Source organism: Desulfarculaceae bacterium (genome assembly GCA_020444545.1).
GTDB lineage: Bacteria > Desulfobacterota > Desulfarculia > Desulfarculales > Desulfarculaceae > Desulfoferula.
Window position 1 is genome coordinate 337,352 of record JAHLKT010000001.1, and the last position, 20,968, is coordinate 358,319.

The 20,968-nt window shown below is 64.6% G+C and carries 23 protein-coding genes; 13 read left to right on the top strand and 10 right to left on the bottom strand.

The genetic code is table 11. From position 1 onward, the window contains the following. Positions 1–42: 42 nt before the first annotated feature. The 8 genes from KQH53_01595 to KQH53_01630 all read right to left on the bottom strand — a co-directional run bounded on the left by KQH53_01595 (position 43) and on the right by KQH53_01630 (position 4,071). Positions 43–570, bottom strand: a complete 528-nt coding sequence (locus KQH53_01595) for a Fe-S cluster protein (protein ID MCB2225341.1) — start codon at positions 568–570, stop codon at positions 43–45. Between the two features lie 39 nt (positions 571–609). Continuing rightward, positions 610–1,092, bottom strand: coding sequence for a universal stress protein (locus tag KQH53_01600; GenBank protein ID MCB2225342.1), 483 nt, complete (start codon positions 1,090–1,092; stop codon positions 610–612). 10 nt (positions 1,093–1,102) lie between these two features. Then, positions 1,103–1,714 carry a hypothetical protein gene (locus tag KQH53_01605; GenBank protein ID MCB2225343.1) on the bottom strand — a complete coding sequence of 204 codons (612 nt, stop codon included), beginning with the start codon at positions 1,712–1,714 and terminating at the stop codon, positions 1,103–1,105. Between the two features lie 71 nt (positions 1,715–1,785). Further along, positions 1,786–2,019, bottom strand: a complete 234-nt coding sequence (locus KQH53_01610; GenBank protein ID MCB2225344.1) for a type II toxin-antitoxin system HicA family toxin — start codon at positions 2,017–2,019, stop codon at positions 1,786–1,788. After that, positions 2,016–2,219 carry a type II toxin-antitoxin system HicB family antitoxin gene (locus tag KQH53_01615; GenBank protein MCB2225345.1) on the bottom strand — a complete coding sequence of 68 codons (204 nt, stop codon included), beginning with the start codon at positions 2,217–2,219 and terminating at the stop codon, positions 2,016–2,018. Before KQH53_01615 ends, KQH53_01610 begins: the two co-directional genes overlap by 4 nt. A gap of 18 nt (positions 2,220–2,237) precedes the next feature. After that, on the bottom strand, positions 2,238–2,573 hold the full coding sequence (locus KQH53_01620) for a hypothetical protein (protein MCB2225346.1): 336 nt from the start codon (positions 2,571–2,573) through the stop codon (positions 2,238–2,240). Continuing rightward, a complete protein-coding gene (locus KQH53_01625) occupies positions 2,570–2,905 on the bottom strand; it encodes a hypothetical protein (GenBank protein MCB2225347.1) in 336 nt (111 codons plus the stop codon). The genes KQH53_01620 and KQH53_01625 overlap by 4 nt, the downstream gene beginning before the upstream one ends. After that, entirely contained in the window at positions 2,902–4,071 is a 1,170-nt protein-coding gene (locus tag KQH53_01630; protein MCB2225348.1) for a glycosyltransferase family 4 protein, read from the bottom strand. The genes KQH53_01625 and KQH53_01630 overlap by 4 nt, the downstream gene beginning before the upstream one ends. Before the next feature lie 541 nt (positions 4,072–4,612). On the opposite strand from KQH53_01630, the gene nrdD reads away from it, so the two are divergent. The 4 genes from nrdD (at position 4,613) to KQH53_01650 (ending at position 8,883) form a co-directional block, all read left to right on the top strand. Beyond that, positions 4,613–6,763, top strand: coding sequence for an anaerobic ribonucleoside-triphosphate reductase (nrdD, locus tag KQH53_01635; GenBank protein ID MCB2225349.1), 2,151 nt, complete (start codon positions 4,613–4,615; stop codon positions 6,761–6,763). A 269-nt stretch (positions 6,764–7,032) separates the two neighbouring features. Next, positions 7,033–7,278, top strand: coding sequence for a hypothetical protein (locus KQH53_01640; GenBank protein ID MCB2225350.1), 246 nt, complete (start codon positions 7,033–7,035; stop codon positions 7,276–7,278). After that, a complete protein-coding gene (locus KQH53_01645; protein MCB2225351.1) occupies positions 7,271–7,999 on the top strand; it encodes an anaerobic ribonucleoside-triphosphate reductase activating protein in 729 nt (242 codons plus the stop codon). Before KQH53_01640 ends, KQH53_01645 begins: the two co-directional genes overlap by 8 nt. Positions 8,000–8,076: 77 nt before the next feature. Next, positions 8,077–8,883, top strand: coding sequence for a DUF3800 domain-containing protein (locus KQH53_01650; protein MCB2225352.1), 807 nt, complete (start codon positions 8,077–8,079; stop codon positions 8,881–8,883). A gap of 53 nt (positions 8,884–8,936) precedes the next feature. Here the strand turns inward: KQH53_01650 and KQH53_01655 are convergent, their stop codons facing one another. Further along, a complete protein-coding gene (locus tag KQH53_01655) occupies positions 8,937–9,572 on the bottom strand; it encodes an HAD family hydrolase (GenBank protein ID MCB2225353.1) in 636 nt (211 codons plus the stop codon). Between the two features lie 132 nt (positions 9,573–9,704). Then, positions 9,705–11,030 (bottom strand): APC family permease, encoded by a 1,326-nt coding sequence (locus tag KQH53_01660; GenBank protein MCB2225354.1) that lies wholly within the window; start codon positions 11,028–11,030, stop codon positions 9,705–9,707. Between the two features lie 111 nt (positions 11,031–11,141). Here KQH53_01660 and lipB point away from each other — a divergent pair, with 111 nt between their 5' ends. The 9 genes from lipB (at position 11,142) to KQH53_01705 (ending at position 20,955) form a co-directional block, all read left to right on the top strand. Continuing rightward, positions 11,142–11,798 carry a lipoyl(octanoyl) transferase LipB gene (lipB, locus tag KQH53_01665; GenBank protein ID MCB2225355.1) on the top strand — a complete coding sequence of 219 codons (657 nt, stop codon included), beginning with the start codon at positions 11,142–11,144 and terminating at the stop codon, positions 11,796–11,798. A gap of 174 nt (positions 11,799–11,972) precedes the next feature. Next, the gene (locus KQH53_01670; protein MCB2225356.1) at positions 11,973–13,295 is read left to right on the top strand and encodes a sulfite exporter TauE/SafE family protein; all 1,323 of its coding nucleotides are present in this window, start codon (positions 11,973–11,975) and stop codon (positions 13,293–13,295) included. A gap of 106 nt (positions 13,296–13,401) precedes the next feature. Further along, on the top strand, positions 13,402–13,932 hold the full coding sequence (locus KQH53_01675; GenBank protein ID MCB2225357.1) for a hypothetical protein: 531 nt from the start codon (positions 13,402–13,404) through the stop codon (positions 13,930–13,932). A gap of 288 nt (positions 13,933–14,220) precedes the next feature. Then, entirely contained in the window at positions 14,221–15,375 is a 1,155-nt protein-coding gene (locus KQH53_01680) for a hypothetical protein (protein MCB2225358.1), read from the top strand. Between the two features lie 381 nt (positions 15,376–15,756). Further along, positions 15,757–16,899 carry an alanine--glyoxylate aminotransferase family protein gene (locus tag KQH53_01685; GenBank protein MCB2225359.1) on the top strand — a complete coding sequence of 381 codons (1,143 nt, stop codon included), beginning with the start codon at positions 15,757–15,759 and terminating at the stop codon, positions 16,897–16,899. A 2-nt stretch (positions 16,900–16,901) separates the two neighbouring features. Further along, complete coding sequence (locus KQH53_01690; GenBank protein MCB2225360.1) at positions 16,902–17,849, top strand: 3-phosphoglycerate dehydrogenase; 948 nt, start codon at positions 16,902–16,904, stop codon at positions 17,847–17,849. A gap of 216 nt (positions 17,850–18,065) precedes the next feature. Further along, on the top strand, positions 18,066–18,530 hold the full coding sequence (locus KQH53_01695) for a DUF1844 domain-containing protein (protein MCB2225361.1): 465 nt from the start codon (positions 18,066–18,068) through the stop codon (positions 18,528–18,530). A gap of 53 nt (positions 18,531–18,583) precedes the next feature. Further along, a complete protein-coding gene (locus KQH53_01700; protein ID MCB2225362.1) occupies positions 18,584–20,056 on the top strand; it encodes a DegQ family serine endoprotease in 1,473 nt (490 codons plus the stop codon). Between the two features lie 53 nt (positions 20,057–20,109). After that, complete coding sequence (locus KQH53_01705) at positions 20,110–20,955, top strand: 4-(cytidine 5'-diphospho)-2-C-methyl-D-erythritol kinase (GenBank protein ID MCB2225363.1); 846 nt, start codon at positions 20,110–20,112, stop codon at positions 20,953–20,955. Positions 20,956–20,968: the final 13 nt, after the last annotated feature.

Here is a 20,968-nt window from a genome sequence, read left to right on the forward strand (position 1 = left end):
ATCCTGCCAAAGCGGAGCGGCGGCTGTAAAGGGAAGCGTTTCCTAGAGGTCGAAGCTGAAGCCGCCCAGATACTCCGCCAGCGCGGCGGCGGCCTGGGGCGAGAGCTCCGGGCAGTCCCCCGGGCCCAGCACCCCCTGGGCGGCCAGGGTGGCGAAGACCAGGCAGGTGGGCCGCCCGCAGGCCCCGCAGCCGGCCTTGTTGGGCAATAGGCGCAGGATGTGCATCACCTGGGGCTCGGGGGCCGAGTCGGTGCTGGGGGTTATCTCGCCGCGCTGCTCCCAGGCCTGGTTGATCTCCCCTTGCAGCCAGGCCAGGATCTTGTCCGCCTCGGCCTCGTCGTTCAGGGCGTTGATGGCGATGCGGTCGTGGTGCACGGTGATGAGGCGGCCGTGCACCTTGAAGGTCACGGCGGGCGGGTCCAGCTGGTAATGATGGCCGCCGAGCTGGGTGTTGAGAAAAGGCAGGGCCTCGCCCACGTTCTGGTCCAGGTGGGCGATGCAGTGCAAAGACTCGAAGCCGGGGTTGCACTCGGGGCGGAAAATTTCCTTGCGCCAACTGCTCAGGAGCATGGCCGTCCTCCGGTGGGGGTTGTGGGGGCGCGCTGGGGCCTACTCCACAGACGAATCTCCCCCGGCCGGGGTTACGCTTTTTTGCGCCGGCCGCACCACCAGGCAGGAGCAGGGAGCCCGGCGGCTGACCCGCTCGGCCACCGAGCCCAGGAGGAACAGCCCCACCCCGCTCAGGCCCTCGGCCCCCATGACCACCAGCCCGGCGTTGCTCTGGGCCAGCTCGTCCAGGATCTCCACGCTGGGCAGGCCGCGCCGCAGGCGCACCTTGACCGGATAGCCCCCGGCCTTTTGCACGTAGCGCTGGTCCATCTCCTGTTTCAGGCGCTCTTTGAGCTCCTCGCGGCTCAGGCCGCGCACCACGCCGGGTTTTTCGCCGGGCAGGGTGGGTGCCCCGGAGTGCACCACGTGCAACAGGATCAGCTCGGCCCCTTCGTCTTGGGCCTGCTCCAGGGCGGCGGCAAAGGCGGCATCGGCCTGGGGGCTGAAGTCCAGGCAGCAGACGATGCGGCGGTAGTTGGTCATTTATTTAGCCTTAAGGACGCACGGCGGCGGCGAAGACGTCCTGCTGCCGGGCCAGGTAATGGGCGAAGCTCAGGCCGCGCCGCTTGTAGTGCCAGGCCTTGAGGGCCCAGGCGTGGCCGGCCATGACGATGTCGTAGGCGGCCAGGTCGGTGTCCATGGCCCGGAACTCGCCGCTGGCCACGCCCTCGTCCAGGATGTTCTTGAACACCTCCACGCCCTCGCGCTCCAGCTGCATGATGCGCTTGCGGCCCTCCTTGCCCAGGGTCAGGGAGTCGCGGTAGACCAACACCACCTTGGCCGCGTCGGAATCCACCACCTTGAAGAACTGGGCCATGGCTTCCAAGAGGCGGTCCAGGGCGGGCGCGCCGTCCACCACCGCCTCCTGCACCCCGGCGCAGAACTTGGTCTGCAGCCGCTCCATGATCAAGAGCATGATGTCCGAGGGCTTCTTGACGAACTGGTAGGTGACCGGGGTGGAGATTCCGGCGGCCACGGCGATCTCGTCCACCGAGGCCGAGCGCCCCTTCTTCTCGTACAGCCGGGCCGCCGCCTCGGCCACGCGGTCGCGCATCTGCTCCAGCTCCTGGTCTCCGTTGTGCTCCGGGGCCTTGCACTCGCTCATCTTCAACCTCCATGGCTTCAGGACCGGCCTATGTCTAAATTATAGCCTTATCCCCGGCCATGCGGGGCGGGTTATGCCACGGCCAGCAGATGCTTGAGGCGGCCGGGGCCCAGGCCGCTCTCCCGGGCGATGGCCGAGAGGGTGCCCTTGGCCATCTCGTCATGGTCGGGCACGGTCAGGCGGCGGTGGGGCGGGGCCGCGCGGCGCAGCACCATATGGCTGCCCTTCTGGTGGCTCAGCTCGAAGCCCGCCCGGCCCAGGGCCTTGACCACCTCCCGCCCGGAAACCACCGGCCAGCCGCTCACGGCTTTTGCCCGCCCAGGCAGTCGGCCAGGGCCTCGCCCCGGCGGTCCAGGCACTCTTGGTAGGCCTCCATGGCCTCGCTCAGGTTGGCCTTGGCCTCGGCCTGGCTTTTGCCCTGGCTGATGCAGCCGGGCATCCCCGGGCACACGGCCACCCAGGCGCCGTCCTCGTCCTGCTCGATGATGATGGGTTGGTCGCTCATGAAATATCCGGGCTTGCCTCAGGGGGCCAGGAACACCTGCTCCCCGAACTTCTCCTTGAGTGCGGTGGCCAGGGCCTCGGCCGCGGCCTGGTCCTCAAACTCCACCATTAGCTCGCCGCCCTGGCCCACGGTGAGATGGCCGTGGGCCGTTACCACCGGCTCGATATCCCCGGACTCCACGGTCCACCAGCCCTTGGTGCGGCGCAAAAGCTCCGGCCCCTTGAGGTGGCGGGGGGTGACCAGATCTATGCTGCGGTAAAAGGCGGACCACCCGATCTGGGGCGGGGCCTTGAGCACCGGGCTCACCGGATCGTGGTAGATGCGGCAGCGGCCGAACAGGCGCAAACGGATCATGAGCCCTTCTCCAACAGCGCGGCCAGAGCCGGGACCTCGGGCAGGGCGCCCTCCGGCAGGCTCAGGCCGCCGGCGGTGAGCAGCCGCCCCAGGCAGAGCAGATAGAGCGCGGCGGCCTCTTCCGGCTGGCGGGCCAGGCCCTGGCTCAGAGCGCTGGGCCAGGCCGCCTCGAAGGCATCGCGCGCCTTCTGCCGCCAGGCGCGCAGGCGCGGGTCCCAGGCCTTCAGGCCGCTGCGGCCCAGCAGTTCGGCCTCGGCAGCCTCCAGGGCCGCGAACACGGCGCGCATGGCCCGCACCGAGGGGTCGGCGGCAAAGGGGTCGGCCTGGTTCACGGCCTGGCCTCTTGGGCGCGCTGATAGGTCTGCTTCAATCGGGCCATAAGCTTGTCCTCGTCCAGGTGTTGCCGCACCCAGTCCCTCCCGGCCCGGCCCAGGCCACGGGCCAGGGCGGAATCGGCGGCCAAACGGTCGGCGGCCTCGGCCAGGGCGCGGGCGTCGCCGGGAGCGGCGGCCAGGCCGTGCTCGCCGGGGCGGAGCCACTCGGGCACCCCGCCCACCGGCGCGGCGGCCACCGGAGTGGCCCGGCTCAGCGCCTCGGGCCCCACCAGGCCCCAGGGCTCGGCCCACAGGCTGGGCACCCACAGGCTGGCCGCTCCGGCCAACAGCGCGCCCATCCTAGCACGATCGGCCCAGCCTTCAAAGATCAGCCGCCCGCCCGAGGCACTGGCGGCCCGAGCCACCTCCCCGGCCAGGGGGCCGTCGCCCGCCACCACCAGGGGCAGGGGCTCGCTCAGCAGCTCCCTTGCCTCCAGGGCCACCCGCACCCCCTTGCGCCCTACCAGACGCCCGGCCAGCAGGTGATAGCCCCGCTCCCCTGTCCCCACGCGCGGGGGCAGCTCCACCGGCGGGGGCAGCACGCTGATGCGCGCCGGGTCCACCCCCACCAGGGCCAACTCGGAGGCCATGTAGTTGGAGAGCACCAGCACCCGGCCCATGGCCTGGAGCGCCTCCAGGCGGGCCCGGGTCAGCTCCAGCATCCGGCGGCCATAGTCCGGGTCGTCGAAGCAGGCCAGGCACTCCGGCCCCATGGCCCGGTCGCAAAGGCGGCCATCGGGCAAGAGCTTGCCCCGGCCCGGGCAGAAGAGGCGATGGTCCTGCACGGTCATCACCGTGGGCCCGGCCTCGGCGGCCAGGGCCATGAGCCCCGGGTCCATGAGGTTGTGCACATGGATAAGCTCGGGCGCGAAGGCGTCGATGGCCTCGCCCAGGCGGGCGCGGGCCGCCTGGCCCCCCCGCGCGCTCAGGCCGGAGCGGTCCAGGCCCTTGACCCGCTGCCAGGGGCCGATCTCGACCCGCTCGGCCGGGGGCAGGCTGGCGTCGTCAAAACCCACGGCCAAGAGCGTGTCGTCGCGCCCTTGCAGCCGGGCCAACAGGCTGAGCAAATGGCGCTCGGCCCCGCCCCGGGCCGAAAGCCGGTCGTGTAAGTGCAAGACCCTCATGGTCCCCACCATACAACGAGACGCCCCCTCAGGGCACGGCCCGGAAAGCCCGAAAGCGGCCCCGCCGGGGATTCTGGCAAATTTATATGCAAATACAATGCATTACCCCAAAAAACCCACCAAGAGGCCCCCTTACTAAATTGTAAAAAATCCCGTCACCCCGTGAAACGCCAGGTATGCAAGCAAGGCAAGGGGTTAAGTGACAATTGATATCAGTTCCTGACAATGCGCCAAAAAATGCGTTTTAAGGGTTGACACCCCCATATGTAGTGTACGAAGATGAGAGCCGTACAACATAGCGGGTAAGGAGCGGCACAAGCAGGCCGTTCACGTTTTTGGAGCTAAAACAGGGCCTAGGGCGATGCGGCACATGGGGCGAAAAGCAGGCGGGCGGCTGAGAGATGTTCTCGGGCGCGCTCGCGTTTTCGCGGACCGGGCCCAGGGCCTTGGCGTGGCGGCTGCCCCTCGGGCGGTCCAATAATAAGGGCCTGGCGGCAGGCACCCCCCAGGGGGGCAACCAAAGTGGCGGGAGATATTGAAGATGGCCGATCTTAGGGTAGTGGATGGCAGCAAAAAAGCCGAGCCGATCATAAACTCCGAGACCACCGACATGGCCCTGTTCGTGCGCACCAGCGCCGAAGAAATGGACTCGTGGGACCGGGCGCGCATCGAGGAAGCCCTCATCCGCGAGACCCAGCTCGACGACATCACCGCCAAGGAGATCGCCGCCGAGGTGGAGACCCAGATCGCGGCGGCGGGGATCAAGATGGTCACCGCTCCCCTCATCCGTGAGCTGGTCAACACCAAGCTCATCGAGCGCGGCCTGGAGGAGGAGCGCCTGCGCCACACCCGCTTGGGCGTGCCGCTCTACGACGTGGACAACATGCTCCGGCTGCCCAACAAGGAAAACGCCAACGTGCCCCACGGCCCGGAGGCCACCAACCTCACCCTGGCCGAGAACATCAAAAAGGAATACGCCCTGATCAGCGTGTTCTCCCAGGACGTGGGCGACGCCCATATGCGCGGCGATTTGCACTTGCACGACCTGGGCTTCGTGGACCGCCCCTACTGCTCGGGCCAGAGCCTGGAGTACATCAAGAAGTTCGGGCTCAACCTGCCCGCCAGCCTGGCCCTGGCCAAACCGGCCAAGCACCCCGAGGTGCTCCTGGCCCATATGGTCAAGTTCGCCGCCGCCCTGCAATCCAACTTCGCCGGAGCCATCGGCTGGGACGCGGTGAACCTGTTCTTCGCGCCCTACCTGGAGGGCCTGAGCGACAAGGCGGTCAAGCAGCTGGCCCAGATCCTCATCTTCGAGTTCTCCCAGCAGGCGGTGGCCCGCGGCGGCCAGGCCATCTTCACCGACATCAACCTCTACTGGGAGGTCCCCAAGCACTTCGAGGACGTGCCGGCCATCGGCCCCAACGGCGAGTACACCGGCAAGACCTACGCCGAGTACGAGAAAGAGGCCCAGCGCTTCGTGTGGAAGCTCTTCGAGGTCTACAAAGAGGGCGACGGCGCGGGCCGGCCCTTCTTCTTCCCCAAGCCTCTGGTGCACATCACCGAGAAGTTCTTCCAGACCGAAGGCCACATGGACTTCCTGCACCATATCTGCGACGTGGCCGCGGACAAGGGCAACACCTACTTCGTGTTCGACCGGGGCGAGACCGCCAAGATCTCCGAGTGCTGCCGCCTGTCCTTTAAGCTGGAAAAGAGCGACATCGACGACGCCAAGACCCCCTGGAAGATGCGCTACAGCGCCCTGCAGAACGTGACCGTGAACCTGCCGCGCATCGCCTACGAGGCGGCCGGCGACGACACCAAGCTCTTCCAGATCCTGCGCCAGCGGGTGCGCCTGGCGGCCAAGGCCCATGTGGAGAAAAAACGCTTCATCGAGCGCCTGCTCTCCTTCGGCAACCGCGGCCCCCTGGCTCTGTTGGCCATGGAGCTGGACGGCCAGCCCTATCTGCGCATGCACCGGGTCACCTACCTCATCGGCATGGTGGGGCTCAACGAGATGGTGGACGAGCACCTGGGCCAGGAGCTGCACGACTCCGAGGAGGCCATGAAGTTCGGCCTCAAGGTCATCGCCCAGATGAAGTACCTCTGCGACGAGTACGCCGAGCGCGAGGGCATGCGCTTCGTGCTGGAGCAGACCCCGGCCGAGAGCACCTCCTACCGCTTCGCCAAGCTGGACCTGAAGCACTTCCCCGAGCGGGCCAAGCACGCGGTCAAGGGCGACCTGTTCAACAACGAGGTCTATTACACCAACTCCACCCTGTTCAACGTGGGATCGCACACCAACCCCATCGAGCGGGTGAAGCTGGAAGGCCGCTTCCATCCCCTGATCGAGGCCGGGGCCATCACCCATGTGTGGCTGGGCGAGCAGAAGCCCTCCAAGGAGTCCCTGGCCAACTTCGTGATCAAGATCTTCCGCGAGACCAAGAACGACCAGGTGGCCTTCAGCCCCGAGTTCTCCTGCTGCAAGGACTGCCAGCAGAACGTGCGCGGCCTGGTGGAGGTCTGCCCCCACTGCGGCTCCGAGGACCTGGACCTCATCACCCGCATCACCGGCTACTTCACCCGGGTCAGCTCCTGGAACAAGGGCAAGGTCGGCGAGCTGCGCGACCGCTGGCGCAACCAGGGCTTCTTTAGCGCCCCGCCCGAGGGAGACACCGAGGCCAAGGTCGGTTAGTCAGGGAGAGGCCGGGGGCGCGGGATTCGAACCCGCGACCCAGGCCGAAAAGAGCAGGCAGGTAAATAAAGATTGGCAACCGCAATGAAGGCAGTGAGCCACCCCCATACTCCCAGGGAAATTTTCCCGGCCGCAGACCGGACCGCAGGTCCGGGCCAGGGCGGGGAAATTTCGCGGAGTTTTTTGGGAGGGGGCCCGGGGGAGGCCTTTTTTGCAAAAAAGGGTTCCCCCGGAAGCTCTGAAATCAATCTTAAAGGAGGGCAAATCGTATGACCCTGTTTACCAAGCCGGGTTGCGAGAAGTGCCACTACATCACCGACAAGTTCGACCTGGCCGCCTTAGGGATCGGCATTGACGTGCTGACTCCCGAGGACCCGGCGGCCCTGGCCCATTTGGCCTGGCACGAGCTGGTGGAGGTGGCCGAGAAGGAGCTGCCCATTCTGGTGTTGGACGACTCCAGCCACATCAGCGGGGCGATCAAGATCAAGAGCTATCTCAAGACCATTCATGCCTGATCCGGCCACCACCCTGCCCCCGGCGGGCCTGCCGCCGGTAAAGGGCTTCATCGAGACCAGCTTTTTGGACTGGCGGGGCCAGATCGCGGCGGTGCTTTTTCTGCCGGGCTGCAACTTCGCCTGCCCTTATTGCCACAACTTCGCCCTGGTATCGGACCCGGACAGCTATCTGACCCTGCCCTTGGACGGGGTGCTGGACCGGCTCAAGCCCTTTGTGGGCTGGATCGACGGGGTGGTGGTGTCCGGCGGCGAGCCCACCCTGCACCCTGGCCTGGAGCGGCTTCTGGGCGAGGTGAAACAGGCGGGCTTCAAGGTGAAGCTGGACTCCAACGGCTACCGGCCCGAGGCCCTGGTCCGCGTGGTGGAGCAGGGCCTGGTGGACATGGTGGCCATGGACGTGAAGGCGCCCCTGGAGCCCCTGGCCTACCGCCGCAGTTGCGGCCGGGCGGTGGAGGTGGACCGGGTGCGCGAGTCTTTGGAGTATTTGAAGGCCTGCGGCGTAGCCCACGAGTTCCGCTCCACCATCTGCCCCCAGTGGCACGGCCCGGAGGAGCTGGGGCGCATGGCCGAGGCGGTGGGCGGCTGCCAGGCCTGGACCCTGCAAGCCATGAACCCGGCCAGCGCCTGGAACGAGGAGGCGGTGGACGGGGTGAGCATGTATTCCGCCGAGGAGCTGGACGAGTTGCAGAGGACTATCGCCGATCCAGCGTGTCGGAAGTAAGTAGGCCCGAGGGGTTAGATGATTTAAAGCGTCTGCCGGGGGGCAGGCGCTTTTGTTTTGGGGGAAAGACAGAACTTATGAAGTTTGCATATTTTGATGAAAGCGGCAAGGGCGACCTGCTAGTAATGGCAGGGGTAATCGTTGATGCCTATAGGATGCATATAACAAAAGAGATTTGGAACGATTTTTTATCAAACGTTTCCAAAGCGCTTGGGAAGGAAATAACCGAATTTCACACCAAAGATTTTTACAGTGGGAACGGCCCTTGGAGGCAAGTAAGTGGAGACAAACGATCCGACGTAATGGACTCCATAGTTAAGTGGTGGCTGAGACGAAAGCATTCCTTGGTGGTAAGCGCTGTAGATCTCAATTTATTCTCTACCCACCAAGCGAGACATGGCCTATTGTCGCCCTGGCAGGCAGTTGCACTGCATTGTGTCTTGGCTCTTCAGAGAAATCACCAGACGATCAAAAGCAACAAAGGCCATACGGTGCTGATTTTTGATCACCAGGTTCGGGAAGCTGATAAATTTTGCGATTTACTCAACAGTCCGCCGAACTGGACTGATTCTTATTATGGCTTGGTTGGCGACGGCACACAGCTAAATCAGATAATTGATGTTCCATATTTTGCCGATTCTGAGCGAGCCTTGCTAATACAGATAGCTGATTTAGCGGCTTACCTAATAAGGAGACATATCGAATTAGAAGATGGTATTGAGCCAGAAAAATACCAAGATGAAAGTGTTAAAGTTAGCAAATGGGTTAATCAACTTTGTTCGTGCTGCTTACCCCGAGCTTGCCTTTATAGACGAACCAACCATTGTGTTGCGTCAGAAATATTCCGTGACATGGCTCCGGATGCCATAAAAAATCTAATTTGATTTTTTGGACTTAAACCGTTTATTAAGCTAAAGTGTGATCCGGCTTTTATACTTTAAAAACCTCTTCCCAACGTCTCTATTATCCCACTCGCGTCCGGCAGCACCACCTCGGCCCCGGCTTCTCTTAGCTCCTCCTCGCCCACCCGGCCGGAGGTGACCCCCACCGCCAAACACCCGGCGGCCACCGCCGCCTGCATGTCCGTGGGATGATCGCCCACCATGGCCGCGCGCATGGGCGGTAGGCCCAGGGCATCGCAAGCGTCCAAAAGCTGGCCGGGATGGGGCTTGGGACGGGGAGACTTCTCCCGGGGCAGGAACACCGGCAGCTCGTCCACCTCGGGCAAGAGCCGCCGCACCGCCGGGCCGCAGTTGCGCGTCACCACCGCCAGGTCATAGCCCAGGGTGGTGGCGTTGCAGAGCAGGGTGCGCGTGAACTCGAACAGCCGCGAGCGCCCGGCCGCCTCCACCTCGATGGCCTCGATGAGCCGCCCCGCCCGCTCCGGGAAGCCGTCGCCCAGCTCGGCGCTCACCACCTTGAGCGCCTCCAGCAAATAGCCCTCCGGCCAGGGGCCGCCAAAGCCCTCGTCCCGGGCCAGGGCCTCCACCTGGCGGGCCATGTCCCCGAAGTCCAGGTTCAGCTCGGCCAGGGTGCCGTCAAAATCGAAGATGATGCCTTTGATGTGGTTCATGGGTAGGTAGTTTATCCGAGGGGGAACTTTTTTGGAAAAAAGTTCCCCCTCGGGCTCCCCCTCAAAAAACTATCTGGTTTGTTTTCTTTGCGCTTTGCGCAAAGAAAACAAACCGGGGTTTGAGCAAAGAGATCAAGCGCTGGGCTTGGCTTGTTGCGCCTTCTTTTTGCGAGGGCCTTTAAACCCTACCAGCCTATAAACGCCTTCTAAAAGCAGCGCCCCGCCCAGCATGGCCACCAGCACCCAGGCGTGGGCCGGGGTGTCGCTGATGCTCTGCCAGGCCATGGCCGCAAAGGCCGCCAAACAGGCGAAAGCGCCCACCCCTGCCAGGCAGCGGTTGCACTTGGTCTCCCCCGCGTCCTTCAGGTTGGCCGCGTTCACCGCCGCGAAGATGAGCAGGAACCCGCCGCTGCCCAGGGTAGAGATGGAGCTCAGGTCCGCGGTGTTGGCCAAGATCAGGGCCAGGCCCGAGGTGATGAACAGGCCCTCCAGGGGCTGGCCCCAGATTTGGCGCTCCAGGGCGGCGGGCAGCTCGCCCTCCTTGGCAATGGTGTAGCTAAGCCGGGCCGAGCCGTAGAGCGTGGCGTTGATGGCGCTGAAGGTGCTGAGCAAGGCGGCCACCACGATAAGGGTGAAGCCCGCCGAGCCCAGGAAGGGTTTGGCCGCCTCGGCCAGGGCGTAGTCCCGCGCGCCCACCAGCTTTTCTATGGACAGCCCGCCCACGCAGACCACCGCGATGGCCACGTAGAGAAAGATCACGAAGATCACCGAGGTGTAAAAGGCCCGCGGCAGGTTCTTCTGGGGGTTCTTGATGTCCTCGCCGGTGTTGGCGATCAGCTCGAAGCCCTCGTAGGCCACGAAGATGATCATGCCCCCGGCCACCAGGGGCACCGCCGGCACCCACTGGTCCATGGCCAGGCGCGAGGGCTCCACCCCTCCGAAGCCCATAGCCAAAAAGAACAGCAGGATCGACAGCTTGATGGCCACCACGTAGATCTCGGCCTGACCGATGATCTTGGCGCTGGCCACGTTCAAGACCGTAGGGGCCACGATGCCCAGGGAGATGAGCAGATGCTTGGCCAGCGCGTTGTGCTCGCCGGGGAAGAAGGTGGCCCCGTAGGAACCGAAGGCATAGGAGTACAAGGCCAGCATCACCACATAGGACAGCCACAAGAGCACGTTGGCCGAGCCGCTGAAATAGCCCGCCCCGAACACCCGGTCCAGGAACACCACCGTGCCGCCCCGGCTGGGGTAGCGCACCGATAGCTTGGCGTAGGAATAGGCCGTGAGCAGGGCCACCGCCCCGGCGATGGCAAAGGCCACCGGGGTGCCCCCCCGGGCCAGCTGCACGCTGAGCCCCAGCACCGCGAAGATGCCGCCGCCCACCATGCCCCCCACGCCGATGGCCGAGGCCTCCCAGAAGCCTATCTTGCCGTCACTCTTACCCTTGTCGCCCAAAACCCGCTTCCCTTCCAAAAAGAATTAAGGCAGTTTATAGAATAAACCGCCCGCTAGCCCGGCACAAGGCAGGGTATTGCTATTTGGACCGCCAAATTCTATAGTTGCCCAATGCCCGCACCTCCCATCCATAGGCTGGACTGGGGATTGACCCCCTATTTGGAAGCCCTGGAGCGCATGCGCGCCCGCCACCAGGAACGGGCCGCGGGCAAGGTGCCCGACGCCCTGATCTGCGTGGAGCACCCGCCGGTGTTCACCCTGGGGCGCCACGCCGAGCTTGGCCACGTGCTCATGCCCCCGGAAAAGCTGGCGGAGATGGGCTTCGGCCTGCACGAGGTGGAGCGCGGCGGCCAGGTCACATACCACGGCCCGGGCCAGGCGGTGGTCTATATGGTGATATCCTTGCGGGAGCGGGGGCTTGGGGCGCGCAACCTGGTGGAGGCCATCACCAGGGCGGTATGCAACACGGCCGCCGAGTTCGGGGTGGAGGCGGCGGGCGACCCCGAACGTCCCGGCGCCTGGGTGCAAGGGCGCAAGCTCGCGGCCATCGGGCTGGCCATCCAAAAAGGCGTCACTTTGCACGGCCTGGCCATGAACGTGAGCACCGACCTAAGTCATTTCAACCACATACGCCCGTGCGGCCTGGACGCGCCGGTGACCAGCCTGGAGAGGGAAGCCAAGGTGGCCCCCGGCATGTCTCAGGTGTATGATGGGCTGTACAAGGAGTTGGTCCAAGAGCTGGCCAGGTTTCATAATGCAACGGAATGATTATTCTTTGCGGAACCCTTGAAAGCCTAGCGAGGGTTGTGATATTCAAGGCATAGCCCGGCCGACGCCGGTTTTTCCATACAACTGTGAACCTACACACATCGACATAACCGTCGGGGCCTTGCGCCCGGGGAGGCAGACATGAGGAAGCTTTGGTTGGCAACCGTCACACTCATGGTTCTGGGCCTGATGACCGTTCTGGCAGCGAGCGGCACTCTGGCCCAGAAACAACCCGCCGCGGGTGACAGCCAGGCGACGGCTCAGATCGCCAGCAAGGACATGCCGGCTAAACTGCAAACGGCCATCGCCAAGAGCCTGGCCGATCCAAAGTACGCCGACAAGACCAAAAAGGCCGTGGCCGCGGGCGTGGCCCAGCGCGGACCGGAGCCCGGTTTCCTGGGCATCCCCGGCGCGCCGGCCGCCCACTACGTCTGGGGCCTGTTGTGGGCCATCTGGGTGGGCTGGATCTTCTCCACGGTGGGCGCCTTCGGCGGCATCATGGCCGGCGTGGGCCACATCACCATCTTCGGCCTGGCCGACTACGCCAAGAGCTTCGGCAAGGGCAACCCGGTGAACAAGCTGGTCACCGACTCCATCCGCGTGTCCAACCAATGGTTGGTGGGCCTATCCGCCCTTATCTCCAGCTTCAACTACTACAAGATGGGCCGTCTGGTGCTGCCCCTGGGCGCCTGCCTGGCCATCGGCGGCGTGGCCGGCTCCTGGATGGTCCCCGAGCTGAGCGCCGGCAAGGTCTCGCTCAAGGACTACCTGGGCTACTTCGGCCTGATCGTGTTCGTGCTGGGTTGCTTCCTCATCTACGAGATGACCCCCCGGGGCCAGGCCTCCAAGAAGGCGGCCAAGGCGGCGGCGGCGGCCTTTGAGAAGAGCACCAAGGAAGGCGACACCAGCGACAAGGGCGTGAAGATCGTCGAGGGCAACCAGGGCCTCATGTGGGTCGCCCTGGGCTGCGTGGTGCTCAGCGCCCTGTGGTTCAACCTCTACGGCAAGTTCATGATCGTGGCCTATTTGCTGGCCCTGGCCGGCATGATCATCACCTTCTTCATGGGCACCATCCGCTTCACCTTCTTCGGGGTGGAGTTCAAGTTCCGCGCCTTCATCCCCATGCTGGGCGGGCTCATCATCGCGGCCATCGCCTCCTTCCTGGGCGTGGGCGGCGGCTTCCTGTTCGTGCCCTTCCTCACCTCGGTGGCCGGCCTGCCCATGTTCCTGGTGGCCGGCACCAGCGCCCTGGCCGTGCTGGTGGGCATGATCGTGAGCATCTTCTCCTACATGGTGGGCAAGGGCGTGGTGGTCTCCTGGGGCCTCATCGGCGCCGAGCTCATCGGCATCTTCATCGGCTCCATGATCGGCCCGCGCACCTCCAAGTACATCCCCGAGAAGGGCCTCAAGTGGATGTTCATCATCCTGGCCTTCTACGTGGGCCTGCGCTACACCACCAAGGGCTTCCTGGGACAGAGCTGGGTGCCCCCCTTCTAGGCCCAAACGACCAAGCACCAACCAGCGGGGCGGCCCATCGCGGCCGCCCCGCTGTTATTTGGGCTATACTTGTCCGGTACGAGCGCCCCATTTCAGGCGAGGCATCATGGACCCGGTGTACTGGCTCTTGGCAAAAGCCGACCCCATCCTCATCGCCCCCTACCGCTGGTTCGCCGACCCGGTGACGGGCTGGTGGGTGGGCACGGCCATGCTCTGCCTATGGTGCACCCTGTTGGGCGAGGCCACCCTGGCCCTGGTGCACTGGTTCAACCGGGAGTACATCGAGCGCGAGAAGCGGCTGATGATGGAGGGCCAGGAGAAGAGCTGGGAGGCACTCCAGGCCGGCAACCGGCTGGCATACAAGGGGTTTAACGACCAGGCCAACGACTCCTTCGGCAAGAGCTTCTTCATGGGCGTGGCCATGGGCTCCTCATCCCTGTGGCCCGCTTTTTTGGCAATGGCCTGGCTGACTTGGCGCTTCGGCTCGGTGCAGGTGCCCCTGCCGCTCACCCCCTGGACCATTAATTTCGCGGCCGGGTTCATCCCCATATACATCGCCATGCGCGTCTTGTGGTCCCTGGGCAAGCGGGCCTTGCGCCCTCCCTCCGAGCCTCCCTCGCGCTCCGGGCCGGCTTAATGTCTTCTAGGGCCGCGAAAAGATATTACAATCAGCTTGACAAACCGCCGCCTTAGTTGCTATTTTTGGCGACAAGGTTTCGTCAGGACCACGGGAAGCCGTCTCTCGGCTAGGAGATCGGCGTCAATTTCCGCCCTGTCGTGGCCTTGTTAGCAAGGTTCTCCGCCTACAAAGGCCCAGGGGTGAGCCTACCCAGGACGGAGGATCTCGGCTGGAATCGCCAGCCCTGGACATAGTGTTCAACGGCAAATGGCGCTTCCGGTATCCCTGGAAAGGAGAAAAGGTCTAATGAAGAAATTTATGATCATCGCTATCGCGGCGATGGCCATGTTGGCCGTATCCGTGCCGGCCCTGGCGGACGTGTCGCCTTCGACCTACACGTTCCAGATGGGCGCTCGTATGCTGACCGACATCGGCTGGGATCAGCGTAGCGAAGAGCTTACCAACAACGGCTCCGACGCGGTCGGCAGCTGGTTCCTGAACATGCCTGGTCACAGCTACCTGCGCGCCCGCTTCTACAGCGTGGACAAAAACGTGGGTGGCCGTATCGAGCTCGGCCTTAAGAGCCTGCAGCCCGAAGCCAGCGTCAGCCTGCGTTATGCCTACGCCTATTGGCGTGTGGGCAACTGCCGTATCCTGGCTGGTCAGACCGACAACTGGTTCGGTTCCTTGGCCTACCACGTGCGTCAGTACGTCGGCCTGAACGAGAACGCTCACCTGTTGATGTTCGGCTGGGGCTTCCTGTGGCCTCACCGCGTGCCTCAGGTGCAGTTCACCTATAACACCGCCAAGTGGGGCGTCCAGTTCGCGCTGGAAGAGCCGCGCCAGAAGACCAACTACTTCGGCACCGGCACCGACAGCAGCTTCATGTTCCCCCGCGCCAGCGTGACCTTGATGTTCAAGTTCGGCGGCTTCATGGCTCACCCGGGCTTCAACTTCGTGAACCACAAGTATGAGTCCGGCAGCACCGGCGCCTTTGACGACAGCTACAACACCTGGGCCTTCGTGCTCCCGATCAAGTACACTGTCGGCGCCTTCACCCTAAAGTTCCAGGGCCACTACGGCGTGAACTTCGCGACTGAGTATCCCTTCTACCCCGTCGCCCTTACCCAGCCTTACCGCAACGGCATCACCACCGGCGGTATCGACGACACCACCATCTACGGTGGTATCCTGGCCGGCGAGTACAAGATCGGCAAGATCATGATCACCGGTGGCGTGGGCTACGAGAACTTCTCCAACGACGCCTGGTCCGGCAAGAACGGCTTCTCCAAGGACGAGAACGTCCGCATGGGCGCCTTCATCGCCGTGCCTTACCAGTTCACCAAGAACTTCGGTGTCCACCCCGAGTTCTCGTACTTCAACTACGGCGACAGCCCCCAGACCGGCAACGGCCAGGGCAACGAGTGGCTGCTGGGCGTGCAGTTCCGCTTCGTCTTCTAAGACAAGCTTAACCGCATAAATCACCCCAAGGGGGCCCGGCTTAAAGCCGGGCCCCCTTTCTTTTGCCCTTCGCCCCCGGCCGGGCCCGGCGGCGGTGGCGCGGGAGGCCCGGCGATGGTAGCTTTTGGCTCACTTTCGCACAATAACCTTGACAGAGTTGGTTTTATGGGCTTACAAAACGGCATCCGGGAAATTGCCGGTCCCGCTGCCGCCGAAGGCGGGGCGGGAGTTTTAGCTTGCACCGGGAGTGCGATGCGGGCGGCCGCCTTTCAGGGCTGACGATAGGTCTTAATACCTGAGCGGCAAGCGCCGGTCCCCAGCGGGTCCGCCGCCGTCCCAACCGTATCTCCCGTTTGGACATTCAAGGTAAGGAGCTCCGCGATGAAAAAAGTCTCCCTTTTGGCGCCTGGCCCCACGCCGGTTCCGCCTCGCACCCTGCTGGCCATGGCTCAGCCCTTGATCCACCACCGCTCCAGCGACTTCCTGGAGATTTTCGGCAAGGTGCGCGCCGGTCTCAAAAAGATCTTCAAGACCGAGAACGACGTTCTGGTCTTCTGCAGCAGCGGCACCGGCGCCATGGAGAGCGCGGTGGCCAACCTGCTCTCCCCGGGCGACAAGGCCATCGCCATCCGCGGCGGCAAGTTCGGCGAGCGTTGGACCGAGATCCTGGAGGCTTACGGCTGCGTCCCGGTGAACCTGGACGTGGAGTGGGGACACGCGGTCAAGCCGGCCGACGTGGCCAAGCTTTTGGCCGACGACCCCAGCATCAAGGCGGTCTACGTGCAGGCCCTGGAGACCTCCACCGGCGTGAACCACCCCATCAAGGAGCTGGCCGAGGTGACCAAGGACACCGGCGCCGTCCTGGTGGTCGACGCGGTGAGCGCCTTGGGCGTGTACGACATCCCCACCGACGAGTGGGGCCTGGACGTGGTGATCAGCGGCTCCCAGAAGGCCCTCATGCTGCCTCCGGGCCTGGCTTTCGCGGCCATCGGCCCCAAGGCCAAGAAGATGATGGAAAGCTCCACTTGCCCCAAGTTCTATTTCTCCTGGGCCAAGGAGCTCAAGACCCAGAGCATCAACAAGGGCTCCTTCACTTCGCCGGTGCCCTTGTTCCTGGGTCTGTTGGACATCTTCGAGGTCATGGAGGAGATGGGCGGCCTGGAGAACATCTACAAAGAGACCGAGATCAAGTCCAAGGCCTTCAAGGCCGCCGTGGCCGCCTGGGGCCTGGAGCTCTACTCCAAGGAGAACGCCTCCACCGGCCTGACCGCGGTCATGGCTCCGGAGGGCATGGACGCCCAGGACGTGGTGGGCTGGCTCAAGAACAAGTACGCCATCTTCATCGCCGGCGGCCAGGCCCAGGCCAAGGGCAAGATCTTCCGCGTGGCCCACATGGGCTTCATCAGCGAGTTCGACACCCTGCAGGCCATCAGCGCCATCGAGATGGCTCTGGCCGGCCTGGGTTATGATTTCGAAATGGGCTCCGGCGTGGCCGCGGCCCAGAAGATTTTCGGGGAGGCGTAGTCATGAAGATACTGGTCTCTGACGCCCTGCATGAAAAAGGCGTGCAGATTTTCAAGGACGAGGGTTTCGAGGTGGAGGTCAACACGGGCCTGAGCCCCGAGGAGCTCCGCCAGGCCATCAAGGGCGTGTCCGGGCTGGTCATCCGCTCGGCCACCCAGGTGGACCAGGCTCTCTTGGACGCCGCCGACGAGCTGAAGGTGGTGGGCCGGGCCGGCACCGGCCTGGACAACGTGGACATCCCGGCGGCCACCGAGGCCGGCGTGGTGATCATGAACACCCCGGGCCAGAACTCCAATGCCGCCGCCGAGCTGGCCATGGGCCACATCTTCGCGCTTAGCCGCCACATCGCCCGGGGCAACCGGGGCCTGAAGGAAGGCAAGTGGGAGAAGAAGCAGCTCCGCGGCCGCGAGCTCAAGGGCAAGACCCTGGGCATCGTGGGCATGGGCAACATCGGGCGCATCCTGGCCGAGCTGGGCGCGGGCGTCAAGATGAAGGTCATCGGCTTCGACCCCTTCCTGGGGCCCGAGGACATCAAGGCCCGGGGCGCCGAGCCGGCCAGCTTCGATGACATCCTGGCCAACTCCGACTACATCTCCATCCACGTGCCCAAGACCGCCGAAACCAGCGGCCTGTTCAACGCCGAGAACATCGCCAAGATGAAGGACGGCGCCTATCTGATCAACTGCGCCCGGGGCGGCATCGTGGACGAGGGCGCCCTGTGCGACGCCCTGGCCGAGGGCAAGCTCTCCGGCGCGGCCCTGGACGTGTTCGAGGTGGAGCCCCTGCCGGCCGATAGCCGCCTGGTGTTCGCCGACGACGTGGCCTGCACCCCGCACCTGGGGGCCAACACCTTCGAGGCCCAGGAGAACGTGGCCGTGGCCGTGGCCAACCAGATCAGCAAGTACCTTAAGACCGGCGTGGCCGACTTCGCGGTGAACCAACCCAAGTAGCAAGGCCCACCAGCCAAGGCATTCCGGCCCGGCCGCTCCCCCGAGCGGCCGGGCCTTTTTTGGGCCCCCGGCCCGCCTCCGGGCTTTGCCCGGTTGCGCATGGCCCCGGGCATACTTATAGTTATGGATAGTTGGCGACCGGATAGGTGCGTTCCGGTTGGCGACACGTAAAAGTTTTGGTGCGTTCCGGTGGTTAGGTTCACGAAAGGCTAGTAAATGAGCGAACAAGACAAGGGTTTCACGGTAAAGGATCGCCGCCGCCGTTTCGACATGGACGGCGAGGCGCCCTCCGCCCAAGAGGAGGCGAAAGAGACTCAGTTGCGCGAAGAGGCCGCGGCTCCCCCGCCGCCTCCCGATCCCCAGCCCGACCTGGGCCAGGGGTCCGACCTGGAGATGGAGATGGAGCAAGAGCCCCAAGAGGGACAAAGGCACCATCTGCCTCCGGTGGACTTCAGCGGACTGATCCTATCCCTTGCCCATGCCACCATGATGCACCTGGGCCAGATTCCCGATCCCAACGGGCAGCCCATGCCCGCGGACCTGGAGCTGGCCCGGCACACCATCGACACCATCGCCATGCTCAAGGAAAAGACCCAGGGCAACCTGAGCCCCGAGGAGCAGCAGTTGGTGGAGACCGCCTTGACCGAGCTGCGCATGGCCTTTGTCCAGATCGCACGCTAGCCTCCTAATTCACCTTTCTTAGGAGGAGACACTAAATGTCTTTTGCAAGACGTATGAATATCCATAAGCCCCTGCTGCTGGCGCTGGCCCTGTTGATGGCCCTGGCCGTGGCGGTTCCGGCGAGCGCCGAGTACGTGCCCGCCTCCTTCGCCGACCTGGCCTCCAAGGTCTCGCCGGCGGTGGTCAACATCCGCATCGTCAAGGTCATCAAATCCGGTGGCCCCGGCATGTACAACTTCCAGGGACAGCAGCAGGGCCCGGGCTCGGAAAACCAGCCCGGCGCGCCCGACCTGCATGAGTTCTTCCGCCGCTTCTTCGGCGGCCAGGGCGGCCCCGGCGGTCCCGGCGGCCCCGGCATGCCTCCGGGCCATCCCCGCGAGTTCAAGCAGCGCGCCCTGGGCTCCGGCGTGATCATCGACCCCACCGGCTACGCCATCACCAACAACCATGTGGTGGCCGAGGCCGACGAGATCCTGGTGCGGACCAAGGACGAGAAGGAATACCCGGCCACCATCGTGGGCCGCGACCCCAAGACCGACCTGGCCCTGATCAAGATCAAGGCCGATCATGAGCTGCCCTTCTTGTCCCTGGGCGACAGCGACAAGGTGCGGGTGGGCGATTGGGTCCTGGCCGTGGGCAACCCCTTCGGCCTGGAGCACACCGTCACCGCGGGCATCATCAGCGCCAAGGGCCGCATCATCGGCGCGGGCCCCTATGACAACTTCCTGCAGACCGACGCCAGCATCAACCCGGGCAACTCCGGCGGCCCGTTGATCAACCTCAAGGGCGAGGTGATCGGCATCAACACCGCCATCGTGCCCCAGGGCCAGGGCCTGGGCTTCGCCATCCCGGTGAACACCACCAAGCAGATAGTGGCCCAGCTCAAGACTACCGGCCGGGTGATCCGCGGCTGGCTGGGCGTCACTATCCAGCCCGTGACCAAGGAGCTGGCCGAGAAGTTCGGCCTGGACGAGGCCATGGGAGCCCTGGTGGCCGACGTGGTGCCCGGCAGCCCGGCGGCCAAGGCCGGCCTGAAGCGCGGCGACGTGATCGTGCGCTACGACGGCAAGAAGGTCAAGGACATGCAGGCCCTGCCCCGCCTGGTGGCCGAGACCAAGGTGGGCAACGAGGTCACCGTGGAAGTGGTGCGCGGCGGCAAGAAGCGCCCCTTGCAGGTCACCATCGGCGAGCTCAAGTCCGAGACCCCGGCCAAGGCCAAGGTGGGCAAGGTGGAGCAGAACAAGCTGGGCCTGGCCCTGCAGCAGCTCACCCCCGACCTGGCCAAGCAGCTGGGCATCCCGGGCAAGAAGGGCCTGGTCATCACCGGCATCGAGGGCGGCAGCCCCGCGGCCGAGGCCGGTCTGATGCGCGGCGACGTGATCCTGGAGGCGGCCCAGAAGCCGGTGACCAACCTGCAAGAGTTCAACGACGCGGCGGGCAAGCTCAAGCCCGGCGACGGCCTGCTCCTGCTGGTCCAGCGCCGCGACTCCACCCTGTTCGTGGTGATCAAGGCGCCTAAAAACTAGACCAACCGCAAACCGGGGGGCCCTTCGGGGCCCCCCTTTTTCGTGAGGGGCTCATGCATCTGACCCTCGAGGCCCCGGCCAAGGTCAATCTTTACCTGCGCATCCTGGGGCGCCGCCCCGACGGCTACCACGACCTGGCCACCCTCATGCAGCCCCTGGACTTAAGCGACACCCTGGAAGTGACCCTGGGCGCCCCGGGCCTGAGCCTCAGCTGCGACCGCCCCGAGCTGGAGGGCCCGGACAACTTGGTGCTTAAGGCGGCCCGCGCCTATTACGCCGCCCTGGGCCGCCCCCCGGCGGCGCGTTTTCATTTGGTGAAACGCATCCCCGTGGCCGCCGGACTGGGCGGGGGCAGCTCCGACGCGGCCGCCGCGCTCATCGCTCTTAACGCATTGCACCAAAGCGCCCTGGAGCCCCAGCGCCTGGCCGAGCTGGCCGCCGGGCTGGGCGCGGACGTTCCTTTCTTCCTGGCCGGGTGCGCCGCCTGGTGCACCGGCATCGGCGAGCGGGTGGAGCCCTGGGAAGATTTCCCTCCCCTGCACTATGTCCTGGTCAATCCCGGCTTCGCCCTGTCCACGGCCTGGGTCTACCAACAATTTGATTTGCAATGGACAAATACCCTTCAAACCACTAAAATAAAACGCCCCCAAAGAAAGACGGACCCTATCGGCGGACTCCTGTTCAATGATTTGGAGTCGGTTTCTCTTAGGGAGCACCCCATACTGGGCAAGATCAAGTCGGCGCTAAAAGAGGCCGGTGCCGAGGGGTGTTTGATGAGCGGCAGCGGACCCACCGTGTTCGGGGTGTTCGCCCAAGCCACCCAGTGTGGGGAAGCGGCCCGCCGCCTCCGCCAACGGGGAGGGTGGTGGGTTCGGTCTTGCCAAGGCGTCAGAGCTTGAGCTACGAGGAGGG

What these genes read in the sequence shown, in the direction of transcription:
- KQH53_01595 (MCB2225341.1), bottom strand. Translation starts at nt 570, where the DNA reads ATGCTCCTGAGCAGTTGGCGCAAGGAAATTTTCCGCCCCGAGTGCAAC.
- KQH53_01600 (MCB2225342.1), bottom strand. Translation starts at nt 1,092, where the DNA reads ATGACCAACTACCGCCGCATCGTCTGCTGCCTGGACTTCAGCCCCCAG.
- KQH53_01605 (MCB2225343.1), bottom strand. Translation starts at nt 1,714, where the DNA reads ATGAGCGAGTGCAAGGCCCCGGAGCACAACGGAGACCAGGAGCTGGAG.
- KQH53_01615 (MCB2225345.1), bottom strand. Translation starts at nt 2,219, where the DNA reads ATGAGCGACCAACCCATCATCATCGAGCAGGACGAGGACGGCGCCTGG.
- KQH53_01620 (MCB2225346.1), bottom strand. Translation starts at nt 2,573, where the DNA reads ATGATCCGTTTGCGCCTGTTCGGCCGCTGCCGCATCTACCACGATCCG.
- KQH53_01630 (MCB2225348.1), bottom strand. Translation starts at nt 4,071, where the DNA reads ATGAGGGTCTTGCACTTACACGACCGGCTTTCGGCCCGGGGCGGGGCC.
- nrdD (MCB2225349.1), top strand. Translation starts at nt 4,613, where the DNA reads ATGGCCGATCTTAGGGTAGTGGATGGCAGCAAAAAAGCCGAGCCGATC.
- KQH53_01640 (MCB2225350.1), top strand. Translation starts at nt 7,033, where the DNA reads ATGACCCTGTTTACCAAGCCGGGTTGCGAGAAGTGCCACTACATCACC.
- KQH53_01645 (MCB2225351.1), top strand. Translation starts at nt 7,271, where the DNA reads ATGCCTGATCCGGCCACCACCCTGCCCCCGGCGGGCCTGCCGCCGGTA.
- KQH53_01650 (MCB2225352.1), top strand. Translation starts at nt 8,077, where the DNA reads ATGAAGTTTGCATATTTTGATGAAAGCGGCAAGGGCGACCTGCTAGTA.
- KQH53_01655 (MCB2225353.1), bottom strand. Translation starts at nt 9,572, where the DNA reads ATGAACCACATCAAAGGCATCATCTTCGATTTTGACGGCACCCTGGCC.
- lipB (MCB2225355.1), top strand. Translation starts at nt 11,142, where the DNA reads ATGCCCGCACCTCCCATCCATAGGCTGGACTGGGGATTGACCCCCTAT.
- KQH53_01670 (MCB2225356.1), top strand. Translation starts at nt 11,973, where the DNA reads ATGGTTCTGGGCCTGATGACCGTTCTGGCAGCGAGCGGCACTCTGGCC.
- KQH53_01675 (MCB2225357.1), top strand. Translation starts at nt 13,402, where the DNA reads ATGGACCCGGTGTACTGGCTCTTGGCAAAAGCCGACCCCATCCTCATC.
- KQH53_01680 (MCB2225358.1), top strand. Translation starts at nt 14,221, where the DNA reads ATGAAGAAATTTATGATCATCGCTATCGCGGCGATGGCCATGTTGGCC.
- KQH53_01685 (MCB2225359.1), top strand. Translation starts at nt 15,757, where the DNA reads ATGAAAAAAGTCTCCCTTTTGGCGCCTGGCCCCACGCCGGTTCCGCCT.
- KQH53_01690 (MCB2225360.1), top strand. Translation starts at nt 16,902, where the DNA reads ATGAAGATACTGGTCTCTGACGCCCTGCATGAAAAAGGCGTGCAGATT.
- KQH53_01695 (MCB2225361.1), top strand. Translation starts at nt 18,066, where the DNA reads ATGAGCGAACAAGACAAGGGTTTCACGGTAAAGGATCGCCGCCGCCGT.
- KQH53_01700 (MCB2225362.1), top strand. Translation starts at nt 18,584, where the DNA reads ATGAATATCCATAAGCCCCTGCTGCTGGCGCTGGCCCTGTTGATGGCC.
- KQH53_01705 (MCB2225363.1), top strand. Translation starts at nt 20,110, where the DNA reads ATGCATCTGACCCTCGAGGCCCCGGCCAAGGTCAATCTTTACCTGCGC.